General features: G+C 68.6%; 23 protein-coding genes. 11 read left to right on the top strand and 12 right to left on the bottom strand.

All coding sequences use genetic code 11. The features are described from left to right. Positions 1 to 41: 41 nt before the first annotated feature. Positions 42 to 245, top strand: a complete 204-nt coding sequence (bldC, locus tag HII36_RS35655) for a developmental transcriptional regulator BldC (protein ID WP_013133571.1) — start codon at positions 42 to 44, stop codon at positions 243 to 245. Between the two features lie 143 nt (positions 246 to 388). Here the strand turns inward: bldC and HII36_RS35650 are convergent, their stop codons facing one another. Then, positions 389 to 976, bottom strand: coding sequence for a TetR/AcrR family transcriptional regulator (locus HII36_RS35650; RefSeq protein WP_173527722.1), 588 nt, complete (start codon positions 974 to 976; stop codon positions 389 to 391). Between the two features lie 224 nt (positions 977 to 1,200). Here HII36_RS35650 and HII36_RS35645 point away from each other — a divergent pair, with 224 nt between their 5' ends. The 4 genes from HII36_RS35645 (at position 1,201) to HII36_RS35630 (ending at position 5,122) form a co-directional block, all read left to right on the top strand. Beyond that, positions 1,201 to 2,250, top strand: a complete 1,050-nt coding sequence (locus HII36_RS35645) for a LacI family DNA-binding transcriptional regulator (protein ID WP_407940843.1) — start codon at positions 1,201 to 1,203, stop codon at positions 2,248 to 2,250. A 120-nt stretch (positions 2,251 to 2,370) separates the two neighbouring features. Further along, on the top strand, positions 2,371 to 2,619 hold the full coding sequence (locus tag HII36_RS35640; protein WP_173527721.1) for a hypothetical protein: 249 nt from the start codon (positions 2,371 to 2,373) through the stop codon (positions 2,617 to 2,619). A gap of 77 nt (positions 2,620 to 2,696) precedes the next feature. Beyond that, positions 2,697 to 3,527 carry an N-acetylmuramoyl-L-alanine amidase gene (locus HII36_RS35635; protein WP_173527720.1) on the top strand — a complete coding sequence of 277 codons (831 nt, stop codon included), beginning with the start codon at positions 2,697 to 2,699 and terminating at the stop codon, positions 3,525 to 3,527. Then, positions 3,524 to 5,122 (top strand): beta-N-acetylhexosaminidase, encoded by a 1,599-nt coding sequence (locus HII36_RS35630; protein WP_173527719.1) that lies wholly within the window; start codon positions 3,524 to 3,526, stop codon positions 5,120 to 5,122. Before HII36_RS35635 ends, HII36_RS35630 begins: the two co-directional genes overlap by 4 nt. Before the next feature lie 26 nt (positions 5,123 to 5,148). On the opposite strand, the gene HII36_RS35625 is transcribed toward HII36_RS35630, so the two are convergent. Genes HII36_RS35625 through HII36_RS35615 form a run of 3 tightly spaced genes read right to left on the bottom strand, consistent with a single transcriptional unit; the run spans position 5,149 to position 7,423 of the window. Continuing rightward, positions 5,149 to 5,703, bottom strand: a complete 555-nt coding sequence (locus HII36_RS35625) for a GNAT family N-acetyltransferase (protein ID WP_328808029.1) — start codon at positions 5,701 to 5,703, stop codon at positions 5,149 to 5,151. Positions 5,704 to 5,713: 10 nt separating this feature from the next. Beyond that, positions 5,714 to 6,766, bottom strand: a complete 1,053-nt coding sequence (locus HII36_RS35620) for a quinone-dependent dihydroorotate dehydrogenase (protein ID WP_173527718.1) — start codon at positions 6,764 to 6,766, stop codon at positions 5,714 to 5,716. 6 nt (positions 6,767 to 6,772) lie between these two features. Further along, positions 6,773 to 7,423, bottom strand: a complete 651-nt coding sequence (locus HII36_RS35615) for a response regulator (RefSeq protein WP_173527717.1) — start codon at positions 7,421 to 7,423, stop codon at positions 6,773 to 6,775. A gap of 19 nt (positions 7,424 to 7,442) precedes the next feature. On the opposite strand from HII36_RS35615, the gene HII36_RS35610 reads away from it, so the two are divergent. Together HII36_RS35610 and lpdA are read left to right on the top strand one after the other, a co-directional pair. Beyond that, on the top strand, positions 7,443 to 7,817 hold the full coding sequence (locus tag HII36_RS35610) for a tautomerase family protein (protein ID WP_173527716.1): 375 nt from the start codon (positions 7,443 to 7,445) through the stop codon (positions 7,815 to 7,817). Between the two features lie 38 nt (positions 7,818 to 7,855). Next, on the top strand, positions 7,856 to 9,235 hold the full coding sequence (lpdA, locus tag HII36_RS35605; RefSeq protein ID WP_173527715.1) for a dihydrolipoyl dehydrogenase: 1,380 nt from the start codon (positions 7,856 to 7,858) through the stop codon (positions 9,233 to 9,235). 34 nt (positions 9,236 to 9,269) lie between these two features. Here the strand turns inward: lpdA and HII36_RS35600 are convergent, their stop codons facing one another. Then, entirely contained in the window at positions 9,270 to 9,737 is a 468-nt protein-coding gene (locus HII36_RS35600; protein WP_173527714.1) for an anthrone oxygenase family protein, read from the bottom strand. Between the two features lie 170 nt (positions 9,738 to 9,907). Between HII36_RS35600 and HII36_RS35595 the strand changes: the two genes are divergently transcribed. Together HII36_RS35595 and HII36_RS35590 are read left to right on the top strand one after the other, a co-directional pair. Further along, the gene (locus tag HII36_RS35595; protein WP_173527713.1) at positions 9,908 to 10,330 is read left to right on the top strand and encodes a hypothetical protein; all 423 of its coding nucleotides are present in this window, start codon (positions 9,908 to 9,910) and stop codon (positions 10,328 to 10,330) included. Between the two features lie 154 nt (positions 10,331 to 10,484). After that, on the top strand, positions 10,485 to 11,276 hold the full coding sequence (locus HII36_RS35590; RefSeq protein WP_173527712.1) for a hypothetical protein: 792 nt from the start codon (positions 10,485 to 10,487) through the stop codon (positions 11,274 to 11,276). Positions 11,277 to 11,339: 63 nt separating this feature from the next. Here the strand turns inward: HII36_RS35590 and HII36_RS35585 are convergent, their stop codons facing one another. After that, a complete protein-coding gene (locus HII36_RS35585; protein WP_173527711.1) occupies positions 11,340 to 12,488 on the bottom strand; it encodes a CU044_5270 family protein in 1,149 nt (382 codons plus the stop codon). Continuing rightward, positions 12,481 to 13,179, bottom strand: coding sequence for an RNA polymerase sigma factor (locus HII36_RS35580; protein ID WP_328808028.1), 699 nt, complete (start codon positions 13,177 to 13,179; stop codon positions 12,481 to 12,483). The genes HII36_RS35585 and HII36_RS35580 overlap by 8 nt, the downstream gene beginning before the upstream one ends. Before the next feature lie 148 nt (positions 13,180 to 13,327). Between HII36_RS35580 and HII36_RS35575 the strand changes: the two genes are divergently transcribed. Next, positions 13,328 to 14,368, top strand: coding sequence for a hypothetical protein (locus HII36_RS35575; protein ID WP_173527709.1), 1,041 nt, complete (start codon positions 13,328 to 13,330; stop codon positions 14,366 to 14,368). Here the strand turns inward: HII36_RS35575 and HII36_RS35570 are convergent. Next, on the bottom strand, positions 14,340 to 14,876 hold the full coding sequence (locus HII36_RS35570; protein WP_173527708.1) for a hypothetical protein: 537 nt from the start codon (positions 14,874 to 14,876) through the stop codon (positions 14,340 to 14,342). The genes HII36_RS35575 and HII36_RS35570 overlap by 29 nt on opposite strands. A 34-nt stretch (positions 14,877 to 14,910) precedes the next feature. Continuing rightward, positions 14,911 to 15,528: a hypothetical protein gene (locus HII36_RS35565; protein WP_173527707.1), complete on the bottom strand. Its 618-nt coding sequence runs from the start codon at positions 15,526 to 15,528 to the stop codon at positions 14,911 to 14,913. Between the two features lie 28 nt (positions 15,529 to 15,556). On the opposite strand from HII36_RS35565, the gene HII36_RS35560 reads away from it, so the two are divergent. After that, on the top strand, positions 15,557 to 16,906 hold the full coding sequence (locus tag HII36_RS35560) for a hypothetical protein (protein WP_173527706.1): 1,350 nt from the start codon (positions 15,557 to 15,559) through the stop codon (positions 16,904 to 16,906). A 3-nt stretch (positions 16,907 to 16,909) separates the two neighbouring features. On the opposite strand, the gene HII36_RS35555 is transcribed toward HII36_RS35560, so the two are convergent. From HII36_RS35555 to HII36_RS35545, 3 genes are all read right to left on the bottom strand, one after another. Continuing rightward, complete coding sequence (locus HII36_RS35555; RefSeq protein ID WP_173527705.1) at positions 16,910 to 17,788, bottom strand: DUF5919 domain-containing protein; 879 nt, start codon at positions 17,786 to 17,788, stop codon at positions 16,910 to 16,912. A 957-nt stretch (positions 17,789 to 18,745) separates the two neighbouring features. Beyond that, positions 18,746 to 20,041: a hypothetical protein gene (locus HII36_RS35550; protein WP_173527704.1), complete on the bottom strand. Its 1,296-nt coding sequence runs from the start codon at positions 20,039 to 20,041 to the stop codon at positions 18,746 to 18,748. 10 nt (positions 20,042 to 20,051) lie between these two features. Next, complete coding sequence (locus tag HII36_RS35545) at positions 20,052 to 20,969, bottom strand: serine/threonine-protein kinase (RefSeq protein WP_173527703.1); 918 nt, start codon at positions 20,967 to 20,969, stop codon at positions 20,052 to 20,054. Positions 20,970 to 22,013 lie beyond the last annotated feature (1,044 nt).

The following is a 22,013-nucleotide window of genomic DNA, read 5'->3' as shown; positions in this document are numbered from 1 at the left end:
AGGATCGCTAAGCCGGTCCACACGGAGGAGAGGCCGCACAAATGTCAGCTCGTACACCCGAGGCCGAGCCGCTGCTCACGCCCGCTGAGGTCGCGACCATGTTCAGGGTCGACCCCAAGACCGTTACCCGGTGGGCCAAGGCGGGCAAGTTGACGTCGATTCGTACCCTCGGCGGACACCGGCGTTACCGGGAGACCGAGGTTCGCGCACTGCTCGCGGGGATTCCGCAGCAGCGCTCGGAGTAGCCGCGAGGGCGTCGTCACGTACCTCAGGGGGGTAGAACGGTGGGCCAGGCTGGGGCAGCCCGGTCCACCCGACGTGACGGCCAGGACGCACGGGAAGCTGGCGCCGCCCGCCCGGCGCCATCCTCCCCCACAGGATCCACGACTCAGTCGAGCTGTTCCCTGATCAGCAGCTCCAGCAGTTCGCTGACGTCGCCGTCGTAGTTCGCGGCCACGCCGAGCAACGCGACCATGTGGTCGACCAGCATCTTCTCGAGCACCGGACGTTCGACGTCGCGATGTTCGAGCCAGTCGAGGCCCGCGGTCTCGACCGAGGCGATCCACGAACGCAGCGTCGTGCGCAGCACCGGGCTCGGTTCCTCGACCCGCATCTGCTTCTGGATGAGGAGGAACAGCCGCCGGCGCACGCCGTCGACGATCTCGCCCACCTCGCCCGCCCGGTTGGCGGGCCCGCCGCGCAGCAGCGCCGCGAAACCGGCCGCGTGTTCCTCGACGAAGTCGAAGTAGCGCTTGAGCCCCGCGGCCAGCTCGTCCAGCGGCCTGCCGCCCTCCTGCGGGCGCAGCCGCGACTCGAGCTGCTCGGCCGCGCTCCTGAGCGCCGCCACGTAGAGCTCCTGCTTGCCGCCGAAGTAGTGGTAGACCAGCGCCCGCGAGGCACCTGCGGCGGAGGCCACGTCGTCGATCGAGACGTCTTCCGCGTCGCGGGTGCTGAACAGTTCCAGAGCCGCCGCCATGAGCTCTTCACGCCTGCGGTCCACGCTGAGTCTGCGGCGAGCCGGCCGTGCCGTGTCGGCTGACTTCCCGGGTGTCACACCTGCACAGTATCCGACGCCCTGCCCAATAGCGGCCGTGTGGCGAATCGGTCAATATCAGGCTTCCCTTACCCGAAGCCGTACCCTGCGGCGAACTCGATCGTTTGGTGAGACAGGTGCCCATATCCGCATCGCGGGGGAGACACATGTCAGGACCGCCCGTCAATACTTCAACCATCACCGAGCTCCGAGAGGTAGAAGCGCTGCCTCGGCCCAGACCGACCATCCGCAACGTCGCCGAACGAGCCGGCGTCTCGAAATCGCTGGTCTCACTCGTTCTGCGCGGCTCCCCGCACGTGAGCGAGCACCGGCGGCAGGCCGTCCTGCAGGCGGCCCGTGAACTGGGCTACCGCCCCAACGCGGTGGCCCGCAGCCTCGTCGAAGGCCGCACCCACCTGGTGGGCGCGCTCGTGGCCGATCTGCACAATCCGTTCTACGCGGAGTTCCTCGACGGACTGCAGGAGAGCCTGCACGGCGACGGCCTGCGCATGCTGATCGGGAACAGCCAGTGGGACCCGGCGTTCGAGGACGAGGCCGTCGAGGCCTTCCTCGAACTCAGGGTCGACGGGCTGGTCCTGTTAGGCATCGGGCCGACCAGCGAGACGCTGGTCGAGGCGACCGCCTACACGCCGACCGTCGTCGTCGGGGAACGTGACATCGAGCTCGACGGAGTCGACATCGTCGTCGACGACGACCAGCTCGGCGCCCGGCTGGCCATCGACCACCTGGTCGAGCTGGGCCACAAGCGCATCGCGCACATCGAGGGAGCCCGGCCGTCGCGCTGCGAGGGCTACCTGGTGGCCATGCGCAGACATTCACTGGCTCCGTACATCATGGTCGAGGCCGCGGACTCGACCGAGGAGGGCGGCAGAGAGGCCGCGCTCGCGTTGCTGACCCGCGAACCCAGGCCTACGGCGATCTTCGCCGCCAATGACGTGGTAGCGCTCGGCGTGCTGTCAGCCGCGAGCGAGCTGGGCCTGCGTGTGCCGGACGACCTGTCCGTGGTGGGGTACGACAACATCCACCTGTCGGCTTCCCGCCACATCTCGCTCACTTCGGTGGACCAGGCTCGCCGGTCCATGGGCCGCACCGCCGCGGCGCTGCTGAGCGACAGGATCGGCGACCCCGCCAAGGTCTCACGACTGCGCGAGGTCCGTCCGGAGCTGATCGTACGCCGGAGCACGGGTCCCGCCTAAGAGCAGCCCAAACCTGGGTCAAGCCGTACGGCGACGCGCCCGGGCGGCGGTTTACTCGTCAGGGTCATGCTAATTGTGGCCGAATTCGGTTCGGTCACGATCTGATCCGGGGGGACAGCCATGCGTGATCCGGAACTGGTGTCCTGCGCCCAGCGCGCGGCGGCCGAGCTCGAACGCGCCTGGGCGCACTGGCGCGCGGGCCGGGGGCGGGGCACCGACGTCGGGGCCGAATCGGTGGCGAGCTACGTCGCCCACTCCCTCGACCATCCGTGGGGCAGGCCCCGCGTCGTCCTCGGCCTGGACGCCGAGGACGCGCGGGAGCTGGCCGCGCTGCTCCAGCGTCAGGAGATCGGCGAGCACGTCTGGTGAGGCTCTTCCGAGTGAGGCACGCCTCAGCGAGGCGGACCGCGGGGTCCCGGCGCGCGCCTTGACGTAAGTTGGTGGCCATGCGTGCTCTCTCGGCCTCCGTACTCGCCGTCTGCGGCCTGATCGCCTCCGCGTGCGGCGGCGCCGGCACCGGCCTCGGCTCAAGCCCCGGCTCCGGCGACGCCCCGGCGGGTCAGGCCGCGACGACGAGCAGCGCTCCGGCGCCGGTCGCCGCACCGCCGAAGGCGAAACCGCTCGAAGGCAAGGTCATCGTCATCGACCCGGGGCACAACGGGGGCAACTTCCGCAACCCGAAGGCCATCAACCGGCAGGTCGACGTCCTGACCCAGAAGAAGGCCTGCGACACGACCGGCACGCAGACCGCCAACGGCTATCCCGAGGCGGCCTTCACCTGGGACGTCTCGAACCGGATGGTCAAGATCCTGCGCAGCCGGGGCGCCACGGTCGAGCTGACCAGGAAGACCAACGACGGCGTCGGCCCGTGCATCACCGAGCGCGCCGCGATCGGCAACAAGGCCAAGGCCGACGCCGCCATCTCGGTGCACGCCGACGGCTCGGCCCCGGCCAACCACGGCTTCCACGTGATCATCCCGAAGAAGATCAACGGGCCGGTCGACCCGGTGGTGGGCGAGTCGAACAAGCTCGGGCTGTCCGTGCGGGCCGCGTTCGCCAAGGGCACCGGGCTGCCGTACTCGACGTACATCGGCAGCAAGGCCCTCAGCTACCGCAACGACCTGGGCGGGCTCAACCTCTCCACGGTCCCGAAGATCTTCATCGAGTGCGGCAACATGAAGAACGCCGGTGAGGCGGCCAAGTTCCAGGACCCGCGGTTCCGCCAGAAGATCGCAGTGGCGTTGGCGAACGGATTGCAGCACTATCTCAAAGCATGATTCCTCGCCCAGAGTTGCTCAATGACCTCTCCGGCTCCTACGAATTGTCCACCGGTGCGGTGGTTTCCGGCCCCGCCGAGCTCGTCGACGCGGTACGCCTCGCGCTGGCCCCGCTCGACCTGCGTCCAGGTGACTCCGGTGACATCGACATCAGGCAGGACCCCGGGCTCGGCCCGGAGGCGTACCGGCTGACCGTGGGGTCGCGGGGCATCGAGATCACCGCCGGCGGGCGCGCCGGGGCGTTCTACGCGGCCCAGTCGTTGCACCAGTTGCTGCCCGACGCCTCCTACCGGTTTTCCACCCGCGCGTCTTGGCTCGTCCCTGGCGTGCGGATCGAGGACGCGCCCCGTTTCTCCTGGCGTGGCCTGCACCTGGACGTGGCCCGGCATTTCTCCACCAAGCGTGAGGTGCTGCGGCTGATCGACCTGATGGCGATGCACAAGATGAACCGGTTGCATCTGCATCTGGTCGACGACCAGGGCTGGCGGGTGGAGAGCAAGGCGTACCCGCTGCTGCACGAGGTCTCCTCGCACCGGCCGCGGACGGCGACCAACTACTACAAGGAGCCGGAGAGCTACGACGACATCCCGCACGGCGGCTACTACACGCTCGACGACCTGGCCGAGATCGGCGCCTACGCCCGCGCCAGGTGCGTCACCGTGGTGCCGGAGATCGACGTGCCGGGGCACGCCTCGGCGATCCTGGCCGCCTACCCGGCCTTCGGCGCCACCGGCGAGCGCTACGACGTGCTCGACAGGTGGGGCATCTCCCCCGCGATCCTGTCGCCGCTGCCGCCCACGATCGAGTTCCTGACCACGATCTTCGACGAGCTGATCGGCGCGCTCGGCGAGACGCCGTTCGTGCACATCGGCGGCGACGAGGTGGTGCTCGACCACTGGAACGAGGCCGCGGAGATCATCGCCTTCCGCGACTCGCTGGGCCTGTCCAGCGCGTCCGAGCTGCAGGCGTGGTTCCTGCGCCGGCTCGCCGACGCGCTGGCCGAGCGCGGGGCGCGGGCGGTCGTGTGGGACGAGGCGTTCGTCGCCGGCGGGCTGCGCGAGGACACCGTGGTGATGCCGTGGCGCGGCATGGGCGTCGGCCGCCGGGCCGCGGCGGCCGGGCACGACGTGGTGGCCACGCCGGTGTTCCCGCTCTACTTCGACTACGCCGAGGCGTCCTCGGCGGACGAGCCGATGGCCATCGGCGACGCGACCAGCGTCTCCGACGTGGCCGCGTTCAGCCCGGCCCCGGCCGAGTGGAGCGAGGCGGAGCGGGCCCGCGTGGCCGGCGTGCAGGCGCAGCTGTGGACCGAGCGCGTCTCCGACCCGCGCACCGTGGACTACCGGCTGTGGCCGCGCTCCTGCGCGGTGGCCGAGCTGGGCTGGGCGGGCGCGGCCGGCGACGACTTCGCCGCCAGGCTCGACCGGCACCTCGGCCGGCTCGACGCGATCGGCGTGGAGTACCGGCCGGCGGCCGGGCCGCACCCGTGGCAGCGCCGCCGTCCGCACCGGCCGAGCGTCGTGCCCATCGCCGGGATGATGGAGAAGCTCGAGGCGATGACGCACGACGCGGAGTCGACCCGCCCGAGCGTCTGAGCCCGGCCTTACAGGGCGGGCCGGTCTTACAGGGCGGGGCGGTCGTTCAGGATGGTCTGGAAGATCAGGCAGTCCTGCCAGGCCCCGTCGATGTGCAGGTAGTTCGGCGCGCTGCCGATCTGGACGAACCCCACCTTGGCGAGCACCCGCCGCGACGCGACGTTGTCGGGCAGGGTGCTCGCCTCCACCCGGTGCAGGTTCAGGTCCTCGTCGGCGGCGCGCAGCGCCTCGCGCGCCGCCCTGGTGGCCAGGCCGCGGCCGGTGTAGCCGGCGTCCAGCCAGTAACCCAGGCTGGCGTTGCGGAAGGGGCCGTAGACGACGGAGTTGAGCGTGGCGGCGCCCACGACCCTGTCGCCGTCGAAGAGCAGCCAGGCGGCCAGCTCCTCCGCGCGCTGCCGCTCCACCATCGTCTTCAGCCTCGCGGCCTGGCCTTCGAGTGTGTAGAACGCGGCGTTCCTGCGGGGTTCCCAGCGCTTGAGATGGCTCTGGTTGCGTACGTAGGCGTCGAGCAGGGCCGCGGCGTCGTCCTCGGTGACCGGGCGCATGCGTATTTCGGGGGTGAGTGCGGCTTCTGTGATCACCCGTCTCACCCTAGGCGGTGCGGCCGATGACCTCGGTGATCGACTTCAGGCCGTGGCGGCGTACCCGGCGGGAGAGCTGGCGGTGGATGCGCGAGGGCCACAGCGGGCCGCCGTAGATCCAGCCGGTGTAGCCCTGCACCAGGGTGGCGCCGGCCAGCAGGCGCTCCCAGACGTCGTCGACGTCCTCGACCCCGCCGGCCGAGACCAGCGTGATCCGGTCGCCGACCTTGGCGCGCAGCCGGCGCAGGACCTCCAGCGAGCGTTCCTTGAGCGGACGGCCGGACAACCCGCCCGTCTCGCCGCCGTGCCTGATCGTGGTGTTGGTCGCGATGATGCCGTCGAGGCCCAGCTCCACGGCCAGGTCGGCGACGGCGTCGACGTCCTCGTCGGCCAGGTCGGGGGCGATCTTGACGAGCAGCGGGGTGCGCCGTGGCGTGGTGTCTGCGACCTGCTTGACCGCGGTGAGCAGCGGGCGCAGCAGCGAGACCGCCTGCAGGTTGCGCAGGCCGGGCGTGTTGGGCGAGCTGACGTTGACCACCAGGTAGTCGGCCAGCGGCGCGAGCTCCTTGGCCGAGGCCACGTAGTCGGCCACCGCCTCGGACTCCGGCACCACCTTGGTCTTGCCGATGTTCACGCCGACCACCACGGGCACGCCCCTGGTACGGCGCAGCCTGCGCGCGGCGGCGGAGGCGCCGGCGTTGTTGAAGCCCATACGGTTGATCACGGCCCGCTCGGGCACCAGCCGGAACAGCCGCGGCCGCGGGTTGCCCGGCTGCGGGTGCGCGGTGATCGTGCCCACCTCGACGTGGCCGAACCCGAGCGCGGCGATGCCCTCGGCGCAGGCGGCGTCCTTGTCGAAGCCGGCGGCCAGGCCGAGCGGCCCGGGGAAGTGCACCCCGAAGGCGGAGATCCGCAGCGCGGGGTCGTGCGGCGCGAGCGCCCGGTGCAGCAGCCGCTTGACCAACGGCAGCCTGGCCAGGACCGCGAGGCCCGAGACGGTCTTATGGTGCACGGCCTCGGCGTCGAGCCGCCGCAGGACCTGCGTGAACAAGAGGCGATACATCACAGGTCAGGCTACCAATCCGGCTTCGTAGGCGATGATCGCGGCCTGCACCCTGTTGCGCACGGCCAGCGTGGTGAGAATGGAGCTCACGTACGCCTTCACCGTGCCCTCGACGATGTGCAGGCGGCGGGCTATCTCGGCGTTCGACAGGCCGGCGCCGAGCAGCGCGAGCACCTCGCGCTCGCGCTCGGTGAGCCCCTCGATGCGGTCGCGCGCCTGCGCGCCCCTGGCCATCCTGCCGCCGGCGAGCTGGGTGATGACGCGCTGGGCGACCTTGGGCGACAGGTACGCCGCGCCGCCCGCCACCGCGTGCACCCCGGCGATGAGCTCGCGCGGGTCGCCCGACTTGAGCAGGAAGCCGCTGGCCCCGAGGTCGAGCGCCTTGGCGATGTAGTCGTCCTCGCCGAACGTGGTCAGCATCACCACGGCCGTGTCTGGCGCGACCCTGCGCAGCTCGGCGGCCGCGGCCAGGCCGTCGAGCCTGGGCATGCGGATGTCGAGCAGCGCCACGTCGGGACGGTGGCTGATCGCCAGGTCGACCGCCTGCCTGCCGTCGCCCGCCTCGGCCACCACCTCCAGCGACGGGTCGGAGGCGAGAATGGCCTTGACGCCGGCGCGCATCATGGCTTCGTCGTCGGCGAGGAGTACGCGAATCACGCCTCCTATAGTGGCCCACATGGCTCAACTGAAGATTTACGGGCGTCGTGACGTGTGGGCGGGCCGCCAGCGTGAGGTGTCCGATCTGTTGCACGCGTCGCTGGTGAGCGCGTGGGGGCTGCCGGAGGAGAAGCGGTTCCACCGGTTCCTGTTGCTCGACGCCGACGACCTCGTCTGCCCGCAGCGGAGCGAGAACTACCTGATCGTGGAAGTGATCTGTTTCACCGGCCGCAGTGACGACGCCAAGCGGGCATTGATCCGGTCGATGTATGAGAAAACCGGCTTCGACCCCGATGACCTGGAAATCACCATTATCGAGATGCCCAAGGTCAACTGGGGGATTCGCGGGGTGCCGGCGGACGAGCTGGCGCTGTCGTACAAGGTGGAGGTCTAGGGTCAGGTGGGCATCGGCCGGGCGGTATGGTCCGAGACATGAGCACTCACTATGACGTCGTCGTTCTCGGCGCGGGTCCGGGGGGATATACGGCCGCTGTCCGCGCTGCCCAGCTCGGGCTGCGTACCGCGGTCGTCGAGGAGAAGTACTGGGGTGGCGTCTGCCTGAACGTGGGCTGCATCCCGTCCAAGGCGCTGCTGCGCAATGCCGAGCTGGCCCACATCTTCCACAACGAGGCCAAGACGTTCGGCATCAGCGGTGAGGTCACCTTCGACTACGGCGCGGCGTTCCAGCGCAGCCGCAAGGTGGCCGACGGCCGCGTCAAGGGCGTTCACTACCTGATGAAGAAGAACGCCATCACCGAGTACGACGGCCGCGGCACGTTCCTGGACGCCAACACGCTCCAGGTGAACGGCGAGACCATCACGTTCTCGCACTGCATCATCGCCGCCGGCGCCACGACGCGGCTCATCCCGGGCACCCAGTTGTCCGAGCGTGTCGTGACGTACGAAGAGCAGATCATGACCGAGGACCTGCCGCGCAGCATCATCATCGCGGGCGCGGGCGCGATCGGCGTGGAGTTCGCGTACGTGCTGCACAACTACGGCGTCAAGGTGACGATCGTGGAGTTCCTCGACCGGATCGTCCCGCTGGAGGACGAAGAGGTCTCCGCCGAGCTGGCCAAGCGGTACAAGCGGCTCGGCATCGAGGTGCTCACCTCGACCCGGGTCGACGGGATCGAGGACAACGGCTCGTCGGTCAAGGTCACCGTCACCCGTAACGGCCAGACCGAGGTGCTCGAGGCCGACAAGGTGATGCAGGCGATCGGCTTCCAGCCGCGCGTCGACGGCTACGGCCTGGAGAAGACCGGCGTGCAGCTCACCGACCGCGGCGCGATCGCCGTCGACGGCCGCTGCCGGACGAACGTCCCCCACATCTTCGCCATCGGCGACGTGACGGCCAAGCTCATGCTGGCGCACGCGGCTGAGTCCATGGGCATCATCGCGGCCGAGACGATCGGCAACGCCGAGACCATGGAGCTCGACTACGTGATGATCCCCCGGGCCACGTACTGCCAGCCGCAGGTGGCCAGCTTCGGCTACACCGAGGCGCAGGCCCGCGAGCTGGGCCACGACGTGAAGGTCGTCAAGTTCCCCTTCACCGCGAACGGCAAGGCGCACGGCCTGGGCGACACCGCCGGCTTCGTGAAGATCGTCAGCGACGCCAAGTACGGCGAGCTGCTGGGCGCGCACCTGATCGGGCCCGAGGTGACCGAGCTGCTGCCCGAGCTGACCCTGGCCCAGCAGTGGGACCTGACCGTGCACGAGGTGGCGCGCAACGTCCACGCGCACCCGACGCTGGGCGAGGCGGTCAAGGAAGCGATCCACGGCCTCGCGGGGCACATGATCAACATGTGACGCCCGGTGATCGGTACGGCCGCCGCCGTACCGATCACTGGCTGAGGTGGAGGCCCACGCCGATGAGGACGAGCGCCGCCGTCGAGGCCCAGCCGCGCAGGGTGTTCCAGCGGGTCCAGCGCGGCCGGTAGGCCGTCCACTCCAGGTCGCCCGCGTCGATCGCGTTGTTCATCGGGACGTTCACCACCGCGGTGACCACGATCGAGCCGAGGAAGTAGACCAGCGCGGCGGCGAGCAGCGCGATGGCGGGCGCGGTGCGCCCGGCGATCAGCATGAGCACGCCGCCGGCCAGCGAGGCGACCGGCGCCAGCGTGAACGTCGACAGGAACCGCGGGTTCAGGATCTTCTGGTTGATGCCGCGCATCGAGGCGGCGGCGTGGTCGGCGCCGGCCGCGTCGAGTCCGGGCATCACCGCCGTCGAGAACGCGAAGAACACGCCCGCCATCAGGCCGTTCAGCGCCAGGGCGAGGATGGTGAGCACGGTCGCGAGTACGTCCAGCATGGCGCCAATGGTGGCGTATGCCGGGAGGGCGCGCCAGGCGGGGGTCGCCGGGGTTCAAACGGATACCCAAGGGGCATACGGGACGTCTTCCGCGGGCGGCGATGTCTACGGTCTGCAGCAACGCGGTTGTGACCGTGTCACCCCCTCAACGCCTCGTCTGCGAGGATCGCATGACCACCTACGACTCCACGCCCATGCCCATGCCCGGGTCGGTACGCACCGCCCGGGCGCTGCTCTGGATCGACATCGCCCTGATGGCCCTGGCGGGCCTCCTCATCGTCGCCGGGCTCAGCGCCGTGCCCGACGTCGACTGGTCGGACGTACCTGGCGTCGTCTACCTCTACCTCGCCTGGCACGTCGGCTTCTTCGCCGCCACGCTGGCCCTGACCCTGCTGATCGGCAGCCGGCAGCGGTGGGTCCGCTTCTCGCTCGTCGTGCTGATGGGGATCAACGCCCTCGGCTACCTGTACAACCTGCTGGCGGACGTGGCGGTCGGCCCTTCGTCGCTCGGCACGCTGCTCGGGCTCACGATCTCCTGCGTGGTGATCCTCTGCCTGAACCGGGAGGAGAGCCGGGACTATCTGGCCCGGTGACCGCCCGCCGATGATAACGATCGCCGTGCCATAACGGTCGAATTCGGAACCACTGCGCGTTCATGAGCGTCACACCCTTCATCGAAACCGTGTGACTCATGAGGTTGGAGAGGTCGAAGTGGTTTTAGGCCGCAAATTCATCGCGGTGGTCGCCATGATGACCGCCGTACTGAGCGCCGAGGGTGCCGCAGCGAGCGTCGAGATCCACCGGAGTGCCCCTGCCAGAACAACCGCCGCGCCCGCCGCCGGGGTTCTCGCCGCGCAGGCGCCCGTCACCGCGCCGCCCGCGGTGACCTCGGCTGCCGCGTCCGCGAAGAACGACCAGGACGGCGACCCCGAATGCCTCAGCGTCAAGGGCGCGGAAGTGTGCGTGGGCCCCGACGGCAGCGACCGGCCCGGCATCTGGGTCGAAGACACCGCGCGCGGCCACGGCCACGCCGCCGTCGAGTACTTCCTGAACGGCTACCTCGGCACCAAGTACGTCATCCACAACCTCGGCCGGGCCGGCGAGATCCGCGGCACCCACCAGATCGGCAAGGTCGTGACGTTCCGCGCCGCGATCTACAGCGGCGACCGGCTGATCAAGGTCGGCCGCTGGAAGACCGTACGCAACGTCACCGAACACCCGGTCAAGCGCGACACCCGCGTGACCCCCGCCACCGCCCGGGCCCGCGCCAAGGTCTGCACCTCGGCGCGCGGCGCCAGCGTGTGCTTCGGCGAGCGCAAGACGTTCATCTTCGCCTGCGACACCAGCGCCGACAAGTTCCAGGCCCGCGCCGAGTACTTCGTCGGCGGCGACCCGACAGCGCGCTTCGAGATCCACCAGCTCGCCGGGGAGAACACCTGCGGCAAGGCCGAGCACGGCAACCTGGCGATCAGCATGTACCGCGCGTCGCTGTTCAACGAGGACCGGCTGGTCTCCACCCAGCTCTACCGCTACAACTGAACCTCCTGCTGCCCGGCCCCTCTGGGGTGGGCCGGGCAGCAGGGTGAGTCGGGGTCTGTAAGGTCAGCGGCGTTCGGCCGGCAGGTCGGGCCGCTCGTCGGTCCAGCCCGCCTGCTTGATCGCCTCGTAGGAGCGGTGCTCCGCGCCGCCGTTCTTGATCGTTGACAGCAGCGCCAGCGGCTGCCCGGTGCCGGCGTCCACCACGAAGGTGAGCTCGCCGCCGCGGCGCATTCCGCTGCTCACCGCCTGGCCGGCGCGGCCGAGCGGGTCGGTCACCTCACCCAGCGCCGTCACGCCGGGCAGCGCGGCGAGCATGCGGTACGCGGCCGCCTGCACCTGCGGTGACACCGGGTAGTTCATGGTCAGCTTGACCCCGGCCGCGAAGAGTTCGGCGTCCAGGTCGATCCGCTCTGCGCCGTAGGCCGTGGTGACGATGTCCTTCAGGTACTCGCGCAGCGCCTCCGGAGTGGTGGGCAGTTCGGCCAGTTCATCCGCCCGCATCGGCCGGCCCAGCAGGGTCATCGCCTTGCCGCTGGCGTCGCGAGTGGCCACGCGCTCGCCCGGGCCGCCGCGCAGGGTGATCTCGGGCACCTCGACGAAGGGCTTGCCGTCCCTGGTGACCGTCTTGCCGGGGTAGGTCCAGGTCGTCGGGGAGCCGGCCGCTCGCCAGGCCCGCTCGTCCTCCGGTGTCGCGGGCTTGGCGCCCAGTTCCTGGTTGATCCACCACATGGGCTCGTCCGAGCCCGGTGACATCCAGGCCTCTCTCGCCGTCGTGAGCTGCAGCGTGTACCGTCCGCCCGGTTCCTGGCGTTGCTTGCCGGTGACGGCTCTCCTGACCCAGTACGCGCCGTCCGTCCGGGAGGTGGCCACCGAGGACGCTGCTGCCAGCAGGACGTCCTTGGCCGACAGCCGCAGCGGAGCCGACGCCGAGGTGGACGCGTCGGGGGTGACCGGCGGCGCGCCCGAGGTCATCAGCAGCGTCACGGCCGCCGCCGCGCCGAGCAGGCCGGTGCCAAGCGCGGCCCACCTGGCGGTCTTCCTCTTGGCCGTACTTCTTCTCGTGGCCAGGTGGGACGGCTGATCGGGCATCTCGAGGCTCCTGAGCGGGGTGGGGTCGAAAGCGGTGGCGAGTCTGGCGCGGCCGGCCTCGATCACCTCGGGCCTGGCCGGCGGGGCCGAGAGCAGGTCGCGGATCGCGTTCATGTCATCCATCTGCGTCTCCGAACATGGGGTTGACGCCGCCGAGTGCGGCTCGCAGTTTCTTGCGCGCCCGGTTCAGCCGGGATCCGACGGTGCCCGCCGGGATGTCGAGTGCCTGGGCGATCTCCTCGTAGCCGAGCCCGGCCAGCGCGACGAGGACCAGCACGTCGCGGTCGGCGTCCGGGATCGCGGCCAGGGCCGCCGCGAGCCGCCCCCGCATGCTCGCGGCGACGACCCGGCCGGCCACCAGGTCCTCGTGCCCGGACTCGGCCTCGCCCGCCAGCGGCGCCCGCTGAAGCGTGCGCAGCAGGCGCGACTCGCTCTTGCGGTGCTGGGCGACCTGGTGGGTGGCGATGCCGTACAGCCAGCCGCGGACGATCCCGCGCCGCCCGTCGAACCCGGCCCGGCCGTGGAAGGCGGCGAGGAAGATCTCCGCGGTCAGGTCGTCGGCGGCCTGTGTGCCGAGCCGACCGGCGACGTAGCGGTGGATCTCCGGGGAATAGCGGTCATAGAGCGCCGCGAAGCGTTCCGGGGTGCTCAGCGACTCCTCGATCAGCCGCGCGTCCTCCGCCTCTCGCGCCCCGGCTTCGGCTCGGGGCGGGGAGTCGGGTCGGGGTGAGAGGTCGGCCCGCGGTGGGAGGTCGGCTCGGGGTGTGGGGTCGGCTCGGGGTGGTGGGTCGCTCACGTCCCACAGTGCGCTCACGCGTCCTCCCCCGCCTTTCGGGTACGTCCCGCGCGGCGGCCTGCGTTCGCGGCGGTCGTCATCGTTGGTCTTCGGTGGCTCACACCCCCTACTTGGCGAACCAGCGCATTCTTCTTCACGCTTCTTCCGCGAACGAAGGTGCGGCACCATGGTCGCCGTGCGCGATCTCGACTTCTTCGCCGATCTGGTGACCACCGGCACCGTGCTGGGCCTCGACCACACCAGCGCATTGGCGGAGGTCGAGGCGGTGCTCGGGCGTGACCTGTCGGCCGAGCCCGACGGCCATCGTCTGAACTGCGACTTCGGGCTGGTCGAGTTCGGCTGGCAGCGGGACGGGGCCGGGCGGCCGTGGGAGGTGGTGCACTTCGGCGCGCAGACCCACCGGCTGCCGTGGCTGGTGGACTCCGACCACGTCCTGGTGCCGCACTACGGCCGGTTCCGCGCCCGGCTGGACTTCGCCGATCTGCGGGCGGCCGTGACGGCGCGCGGGTTCGAGCTGGAGGAGCGCGGGTCGTCCCCCGTCGGCTGCGCGCACTACTGGCAGCCCGACTCCGGCATGGGCCTCCTCGTCGTGACGGACGAGGAGGAGGCCGGGCAGGGCGAGCCGGCCGGGACGGTACTGAAGATCCTCGGGCCGCAGAGCCGTCCGGTGTGGGAGCGGTTCGTGCACCGGGAGCGGGCCTTCCGCGACCAGGCGGCCCACCTGCTGACCCTCTCCGACGCCGCACGCGCGGCCTGGCTGGACGCACGCGAGCCCGAGCCGGGGCCCGAGCGCGCCGGCTGGTGGGGCTACCTGCGCCACGTCGTCGAACGGCGCGCGCTCGACGGCCGCCGGGCGGGCTGGCCGGCGCTCGGCCTGGCACTCGACCGGGCAGCCGCCGAGCGGGGCGTGTGGCCCGCCGACGAGGCGGCCGTCCGGGTGATCGTCGCGATCCTCGCATCGGCGGCCGAACCCGGCGAACTGGACGCGGCGGTGCAGCGGTGGCTGACCGTGCTGCCCGTCACGTACGCCGAAGCGGTTCGCCTGTGTGCGGCCCGGCCTGGCCCCGCGGGGATCAGGACGGCGCGACGGCTGCGCAACCAGCTGCACGAGGTGCGGGACTGCGTGCCGCGGCTCGCCTCCGCCGCGCTGGCCGACGAGGTACGCGCCTGGATGGAGCTCAGGCCGGCGCTCCTCGGCCGTCGTTGAACGGCCGCTGATCCCCTCCCAGGCAGGGCAGGCCGGCCACGCGGTAGAGCACGGCGATCAGGGCCACGAGCGCCACGAACCAGGCGACGACGACCACGATGCCCATGGGCACGAGCCCGTACCCGGCCACCAGGCCGAGCGCGCCCAGCCCGGCCACGGCCCAGCGCAGCACGTCCAGGAGCGTGGCCAAGAAGTCCTCGCCCTCGGGACGGATTCTGCGGATGACGGCGTCCGCGATCAGCCAGACGGTGACCAGCCCGCCCAGCGTGCCGGCGAGCGCGCTGACACCCTGCAGCGCCCCCAGCAACCCGAGGGTCGAGACGCAGATCATCGCGATCGCGAAGCCCCTGGCCACGCCGAACGCGTCGGCAGGCGAGCGCCGCAACGACGACAGCCCGGCCACGCACAACCACCACCCCACCGGGTCGATCAGCAGGTCGAAGCCGTTGATCCGGAGCGCGCCGAAGGCGAGGACCAGGCCTGTGGCGACCTTGGTGATCGGTGACATGCGGGAAGACCTTTCCCTCGGAAGATGGGGATCGTCACCACCTCATCGCCTGCTGGCAGGCGGTGACGGCGATCGCGCTCTGCCAGGCGACGGCGCTTTCGCCGGCGCGTTCGTAGGTGCTTTCGCCGGCGCGTCCGTTGGTACTTTCGTTGGTGCTTTCGTTGGTGTTGAACCTCGGCGAACCCCAGACCACCTGCGCCTCCCCCGAGTTCGCCCAGGTGCTGTAGGCGAAGCGGACCGGCCGCGGTTCGTACGGCACCGCCGTGCAGTCGGTGATGACGACGTGCCGCTTCAAGCTTCCGCGTTCACCGGCCGCCACGGTGACCTCGGCGGTCCGATCGTCCGTCTCGTCGGGCGGGAGAAAGCGAAGGCCGGGAATGTCGGCGGAGATTTCACTGATCGTGACGGGAACGCCACCCTCGTTCTCCACCTCGATGAGAATGACGGTGGACAGGACGCCGTCGTCGTTCACCCAGCCCATATTCGCGTCGTGCACGTCCCATCGGATGTGCGGGGTCACCGACCCGGTCAACGACAACATCGAAGCCATGACGACAATCCACACGCAACTCCAGAACAGGATGTGCAATCGCAGCCGTTCGGCCCGCCAATCGGCGACGCCGAATTGCCGCAACAATTCATCCGGAGTCATGAGGTGAAACCATATATGGTGGCACCTCGTGATGACCATCTCCTGGGTGGCCGCCGCACTCACGGTGCTGGCCGCGTTCGTCCCGGTGACCAGGGAGCAGCTCACCTGGTTCGCCGCGACGACCGGAGTCACGCTCACCCCGGCGAACGCCGCGCTGGTCGTCGAGCACTTCGTCGGTCTGCGCCGATGGCGGCTGATCAGCCTCGCGGTCGCCGCTCCGCTGACCGGTTTCACCGATGACCTGTTCTACCTGGTTCTCGGCTGGTGCGCGCCGTCGGTATTGCGCGGCCTGCCATTCTCCGTGGGAGAACGTCATGGCCGGCGGGAACTGATTTACCGCACGGCATGGCGTCTGGCGCTCGGCGCGGCGCTGGCGTCCACCGGTTTCACGCTGGTGGATCAGGGCGTCGACGGAGAACTGCTCGCGCATGCCGCGGCCGTGGTCATCGCGGCGACGGCGGTTTCGGGGCTCGCGGCGAAAAGAAATTCGTGGACGGCACGCGGCTGCTATCTGTCGGGAACGGCGATCGTATTGTGCGGGGCGCTGCTCGTGCCCATCAAGGCGGCGCCGGCGGAACTGCCGGAATACACGATGCCCAGGCCGCTCTACGTGGGAATGGCGATGTTCGGCGAGATCGAGAGAATCGCCCCGCCCACCTGCGCCTGGCGCTACTACGCCGACGAGCCGTGCCGGTCGTGGCAGGTGAACGGCGAGCCGTTCCCGCAGGCCGCGACGTACCTCATCGGCAAGGGCGGCGCGCCGCGAGCGGCTCCGCTGCGCGTCAGTCCCGACGGCAAGGCCGTGGTGTACCTGGACGGCCGCGATCGCCGCATGGTCCGCCAGGATCGCGACGGCATCCGTCCGCTCACCGGCAGGCTCGCCGACGCCGACGTCCCCACGCCCACCTTCGCCGGCCAGAACCGGTACGTCGCCCTGTCCGGCGACGGCGCGCAGATCATCGACACGAAGACCTGGGACACCCTGCGGCTCCCGGACGTCCGGCAGGTCCACGACCTCAACGCGAGCGGGATTGTGGCCTCGACCGGCACCGACGTGATCGTGTTCGACGCCGCCGGGAAGCGGCGCATGAGCCTCACCCAGCGAAAGATCAAGGACGCCCCCGACGACACCTACCACCTGCGCGCGGACGGCCGGCGCTTCGTCGTCATCCGCGGTCACGAGATGCGGGTGGAGACCTACGACCCGCGTACCGGCGCGCGACTGTCCGCCGTCACGCCCGCGTTCCCCGGCGACGACTTCCTCGACGTCGGGCTCGGCTGGACGAAGCAGGGCGACTTCCTGGTACGCGGCTACGACACGGAACGCACCTACCACCTCGACCTGACCACCGGCCGGCTGTGGCGACCGGGCAAGTGACCGCTACGGGTTGCCGATCGCCTTGCGGAGGTCGTTCACCAGCGCGGTGTTGAAGTGCGGGTTCGGCCCGTGCGGCGACACCTCCAGGATGCGCCCCTGGGAGGCCCGCTCGAAGATCGAGGTGAAGTGGCCTTCGAAGAACCCCTGGCTCTGCGTGTCGATGACCTCGAACGCCGCCGACGCGGACCCGAGCGCCGTGGCGAAGTAGAAGCCCACGATCACCTGGTCGTTGTCGCGGTGATAGGCGAAGTGCGGGACCTCGTCGTACACCCTGATGTGCAACTGCGCCCTGGGCGGCACCGGCTTGGTCTGCAGCAGGCGGTACAGGCGCTCGCAGACGTCCAGCGACACCCCGATGTCGGAGAGCATCTGACGGTCCTGCTGGCCCTCCTCCTTGGCCAGCCGGGGCACCAGGTCGGAACGCGGGTCCAGGAACAGGATGCGGATCTCCGACCCCTCCTCCAGCTTGCGCACGAGCACTTCCTCGACGTCGGGCAGCCTGCGCCGGGTGAAGTCGGCGTCGATGCGGTGCAGGACCGAGCGGCCGGCGAAGAACAGCTTCCCCGGGTCCGTGGAGATCGCCCACTGGTAGTAGCCGTCGTAGCCGCGCCGCACCGGCGACTGGAGCCGGATCCCGATGGGCTGCTGCAACTGGGCGTGGAGCTGGGTGGCGATGTCCTTGGCGGTGTCGGCGCTCTCCGAGCGTACGAGGGCGATCTCGCGGAAGGCCGCCACGATGCCGGCCACGATGAACGCGCCGCCCAGCGCACCGAGCAGGGCCATCGGGCCCTGCTGCGCATCGCCGGCCAGGAGCAGGAGAACCATGCCGGTGGGGATGAGCAGGAGGGCGAAGAGCAGCCGCATCAGTCCGTTACGCGTCATGTGAGCTCCTCCGGGGGCGAGGTTCACGTGCTGGATATACAAGTGACGCGCAGTGGTCACGCAGAGTTTCCCGGGTATCACTGCTGTCACTCGCCGGCTAGCCCTCGGACGGGCGTGGCCCATCCCGCTCCCCGTCACACGATCTCGGCTACGGCGTTGCAGACCGCCGCCGACAGGGCTGGGCACGCTCACCCCGGCCGTTGAGCCCCCGACTCCTGCGTCTCCCCCGTGCACGGCCGTGTCCTGTCGGGATGCACACCGGCCTGGTGATGAACACATCGGCAGATCTGCTTATCGGCTGGTTCCAGGCTGGTCTCCGGCCGCCGACGTTGTCGACCGGTTGGCCCACGTTCGTTAGCACGCTCACGCTGGACCGCACGACGCCGCTGTAGCCGACCACGAAGGCGCAATCGCGGTGATCGCCCTCTATCTCGTACAGGCAGTGCCCAGTGGTCTTCGCCAGGTTGCGGTACTTCGGCTGCACCACAGTGCCCGTGCACCGTGACGAAGAACATCTTCCCCGTGGGGGCCGGCTCGCCAGCACAGCCACAGGCTCCTTGCGCCCTGGCTTCGTGTCGACTGGAATGCCGTAGATCGGTAGGACTTCACCGGCGATCGCGCGCGAGACGTCGTAAGGAGTGGCGTCCCTCAGACTGCCCCTTCCGTCGCCGAGTCAGTACGTGGCGACCTGCTGCGCGGTCAGCACCGAACGAAATGGCGCATCACGCCACGACGTTGGTCGGCCCCGGGAAGCTACCCCAGGTCGCCTCGGAGGAAGGCGGTGCTGATCCACCAAGGACGCCGACCGGAGGTGTCTCGATGGAAAGACTACTGGTCAGGGGCAAGATAGAACCATCGACTTTCCGCCTTCAGGTCGAACCGGTCAGCCGTGGTCACCAAGTGCGAATGCCACCGCCTTATCATCCCCTTGAGGAGGATACCGAAGTCGACGGAGCTTCAGTGGCTGCCGGGGCGGTCCGCCGTTTCGATGCGGAACCGCTCAAGCAGCCCCGGTGGGAGCACGTCACCGGTGATGGTCCTGGTCAGCTCCTCGACCAACTCGATGTGGTCGTCCTGGTTCAGCGGCACACCGGCGAATCCCTCAAAATGCTCGAACTTGCCCGTCGCATAGACGGCACCGGCTCCGAGATAGTTATTCATCAGCGACTTTGAGGTTCGCAGGAGATCGCCCAGGAAATCCTGTGGTCCCAGCTGGACCATCCGCAAGGAGGCTTCCTCAACCACCTCGAAGAAGGCGTTGAAGTAGTACGTCGATCGGCCCGCGAGGAACTGGATGGCTCGCCAGTCACCAGGGACTTTGCTTCGTTCGGGGATGAACGGTAGCCAGTATTCGTCAGCGCTCTTGGCCAATTCCAGCGCGGGCAGCGTCACCAGCTGGCTGAGGTCCGCCTTGTAATCGCCCAGGACAACCGCAGTCCGCTTGCTCATCGTCCGCGCCGGCGAGAGAACCGCCCGCACAGCGTCCGCCGTAACAGCGACGCGCGCACGCATGTACGACAGCAGCCGCAAGGCTGCGGCCTGTAGACCATCGGCGTCTTCGTTGACGAACTGCCTGGCCACGGCGAGAGCTACCAGATTTGTCGTGTCTCGGCCGTCCAACCATTCCTGTGGCGGATCGATATGGCCTACTCCGGTATCGGTCTTGTTCAGGACGAGTTGACTAAGCAGCGGCTCGGTAAAGAATACTTCGCGCGGCTCTCGGAAGTTCTTCATGCGGAGCGAGTCCATGCAGTAGTCGCAATAGCAGTGCATGATGAACCCCACCCGGCCCTCCGAGGAGGAATTCGGGTAGGCGTCGGTGATGTCGAGCACGACGCCGTCCAAGCCGTTTTCGAGCATCTCGGCGACCAGATCGCCGATGATTCCCTGCACGGCGGGGTTCACCATGCAGACCTGCGACAGTGGATCTCCGAACTGATCGATCAGCCAGAGTGCCTCGTTTTGCAGGAAGCCGAGCTCTACGACGATGTTGCCCCAGATCACGGCGTCCTCGCCCATGATGTCCCGGGAGGTGCGTATCCAATGCGGCAGCAGGTTCGACCTGTCATAGGTCTTGGGGACGGGACTGACCGCCGAGCTGAAGAGCGGGCCCGAGAGACCGACTGCAGGAAGCACGATCTCAGTTGCGTTCCGCTGGGTGAACTCGGCGAACCGCCGCAGCCAATGGTCGATGGGATGCAGCCGCAGCATCTCACCGGACGGGATGAAGCAAATCGCTCTCTTGTCGGTCATGATTCGCGTCCTAACTTGGCACCCGCTGCAACATATCCCGGAATTCCTGCACCGTGTCTTTCGATGTGTGGCTATCGATGAATCGAAGCAGCAGATTGGTGAGCTGGGGTGGCGCGTCTCGGCCCCCCTCGTGCCGCACCCGAATCGCCCCCGGCGTCGGCAGCATGGCGCCTCCGTTCTCGGTCAGGCATCCTGCGCCCTCCACGAGAGTGCGGAGGGTAACTGCCAGCGCGTAGACATCAGAAGCGTAGGAGATTTCTTCCACGCCGCTGCGCACGTCGCGCGGGAAGAAGTCTGCCCGACCACCCACCAAGAGACTCCCACTCCCCTGGCTGATTATGGCGCCCTGCATAATTTTCAGCAGGCCAAAATCGGACAGCTTGAAGATCTGTTCCGACGGGTCATAGACGATATTCCATGGGGCGATATCGCTATGCACTACCTTGTTCTCGTGCGCGACGACTAATGCATCCAGAACATCGAAGATTATACTCTTTGCCCGCACCAGAGTGCAGCGCCCCATGTCTTGCGAGATATCGATACCATGATGACCGGAGCGTGGCTCGATCCACTCCATAGTGAAATATGGAATATCTTCAGCCATGCCCAAGTCGAACACTTTGACGATATTTCGCGATCTTCTGCCCAGCCGGGCGCCGGCCTGCGCCTCCTTGACGAAGGAACGCTTCGCACTGGTACCCATCCGCCATGCCGACGCCTCGTTTATCGTCTTGATCGCAACAGGAAGATCGAAAAGGCGGTCGTGGGCTTTCCAGATTTGTCCGAACCCACCGCCACCAATCGGGACATCCGAAAACCTGTCATACCGGAAGAGTAGTTCAAGTGAATCGCGGACGGATCCCAACTCGACCTCCCGTGAAACCGGGACACCCTCGCTCTTGCCAAGGTCACGATAGTCATAGGTCAATCTACCGGAAGGATGCAAGCATTCCTATCGTTAGGTTGAATCGGACGCAAGGGCATCCACAGGCACATATGTGGTAAATCGAAAGTCCTTCTCGGACGGAGAGCATCGGCGTCAAGAGCTCAATTCGAACGGACGAGTAGGCCACGGCGAATCACGCTCACGGCCGTATGAGCATCGTCGCCGATATTGATCTTGGCAACGAGGCGTAGCGGGGAGGTCCTGACAGTCGTCTACAGGATGGCCAAGACCCTACCGATGCTGGCATTGGGCAATCCGTCGGCCACTGGTTCGGGGCGTGAACCTCCCAAGCGGCTGGCGCTACTGGTTGTGGGAGATGATCCCGTTGGACGGTGTTTCTGAACGTACGTCGGCAGCGCAGGCTGTCCCCACAGACCTTCGCAGACATGTGTGTGCTGGGCGGCTGGTACCGCCAGGCATGTTCGCCACAGTGGTGGTCTGCAGGCTTTGACGACCTGTCGGATGGAGAGGCGGTCGCGGCTCTATGGTCCGATCTACCGTGGACACCAATATCCAGGGGATCGCTGCGATGCGGTGGGACCTCGCCAAGTTCGCGCCGACCCAGTGAAGCCAAAGCTTGCCTGAGGCAAGGAGGAGACCCAGATCGCCCTGCGCCGGTCACCAGCCTACTCATCATGTCCGACCGCCTGGCCGGCCACAGGTTGACGAGACCGCCGAGTCCGTGATCGGGCCGTTCTGGTCTTCGTCTTGCACCTAACCCGGACTCAGGATGGTGGAGCCGCCTTCGCCGAGGAGGATCAGCAGTGCGCCACCTACGAGGACGATGACGCCCGATCGGTCGCCGGGGGAGGATTAACGACACGCAGGGGGCTCGCCTGGTTCGCGTCGTTTGGAGTCGGCAAGAGGGCAAGAGGGCAAGAGGGCAGCAGTACCTCGCACTAGTGCTGTGACCGGAAATGATCACCGGGTTGGCGTGTAGGACGGTCCTGCCGGTTGGATGAGCTGATCACGCTCGTTCCAGCAGTTGGGAGGCCCGGTGACACAACCGGTCAAGGTCCGCAGGCT

Origin of the sequence: Nonomuraea antri (genome assembly GCF_013283785.1) — a bacterium.
GTDB classification, from domain to species: Bacteria; Actinomycetota; Actinomycetes; order Streptosporangiales; family Streptosporangiaceae; genus Nonomuraea; species Nonomuraea antri.
Note: the sequence above shows the minus strand (reverse complement) of the source record. Positions and strands in the feature narration are given on the sequence as shown.

Bases quoted from the DNA above. Each gene is read 5' to 3' on its own strand.
- HII36_RS35595 (WP_173527713.1), top strand. From the start codon at position 9,908: ATGACCACCTACGACTCCACGCCCATGCCCATGCCCGGGTCGGTACGC.
- HII36_RS35570 (WP_173527708.1), bottom strand. From the start codon at position 14,876: ATGTCACCGATCACCAAGGTCGCCACAGGCCTGGTCCTCGCCTTCGGC.
- HII36_RS35565 (WP_173527707.1), bottom strand. From the start codon at position 15,528: ATGACTCCGGATGAATTGTTGCGGCAATTCGGCGTCGCCGATTGGCGG.
- HII36_RS35550 (WP_173527704.1), bottom strand. From the start codon at position 20,041: ATGACCGACAAGAGAGCGATTTGCTTCATCCCGTCCGGTGAGATGCTG.
- HII36_RS35650 (WP_173527722.1), bottom strand. From the start codon at position 976: ATGGCGGCGGCTCTGGAACTGTTCAGCACCCGCGACGCGGAAGACGTC.
- HII36_RS35585 (WP_173527711.1), bottom strand. From the start codon at position 12,488: ATGGATGACATGAACGCGATCCGCGACCTGCTCTCGGCCCCGCCGGCC.
- HII36_RS35635 (WP_173527720.1), top strand. From the start codon at position 2,697: ATGCGTGCTCTCTCGGCCTCCGTACTCGCCGTCTGCGGCCTGATCGCC.
- HII36_RS35630 (WP_173527719.1), top strand. From the start codon at position 3,524: ATGATTCCTCGCCCAGAGTTGCTCAATGACCTCTCCGGCTCCTACGAA.
- HII36_RS35555 (WP_173527705.1), bottom strand. From the start codon at position 17,788: ATGACGCGTAACGGACTGATGCGGCTGCTCTTCGCCCTCCTGCTCATC.
- HII36_RS35640 (WP_173527721.1), top strand. From the start codon at position 2,371: ATGCGTGATCCGGAACTGGTGTCCTGCGCCCAGCGCGCGGCGGCCGAG.
- HII36_RS35590 (WP_173527712.1), top strand. From the start codon at position 10,485: ATGATGACCGCCGTACTGAGCGCCGAGGGTGCCGCAGCGAGCGTCGAG.
- HII36_RS35600 (WP_173527714.1), bottom strand. From the start codon at position 9,737: ATGCTGGACGTACTCGCGACCGTGCTCACCATCCTCGCCCTGGCGCTG.
- HII36_RS35620 (WP_173527718.1), bottom strand. From the start codon at position 6,766: ATGTATCGCCTCTTGTTCACGCAGGTCCTGCGGCGGCTCGACGCCGAG.
- HII36_RS35575 (WP_173527709.1), top strand. From the start codon at position 13,328: ATGGTCGCCGTGCGCGATCTCGACTTCTTCGCCGATCTGGTGACCACC.
- HII36_RS35610 (WP_173527716.1), top strand. From the start codon at position 7,443: ATGGCTCAACTGAAGATTTACGGGCGTCGTGACGTGTGGGCGGGCCGC.
- lpdA (WP_173527715.1), top strand. From the start codon at position 7,856: ATGAGCACTCACTATGACGTCGTCGTTCTCGGCGCGGGTCCGGGGGGA.
- HII36_RS35645 (WP_407940843.1), top strand. From the start codon at position 1,201: ATGTCAGGACCGCCCGTCAATACTTCAACCATCACCGAGCTCCGAGAG.
- bldC (WP_013133571.1), top strand. From the start codon at position 42: ATGTCAGCTCGTACACCCGAGGCCGAGCCGCTGCTCACGCCCGCTGAG.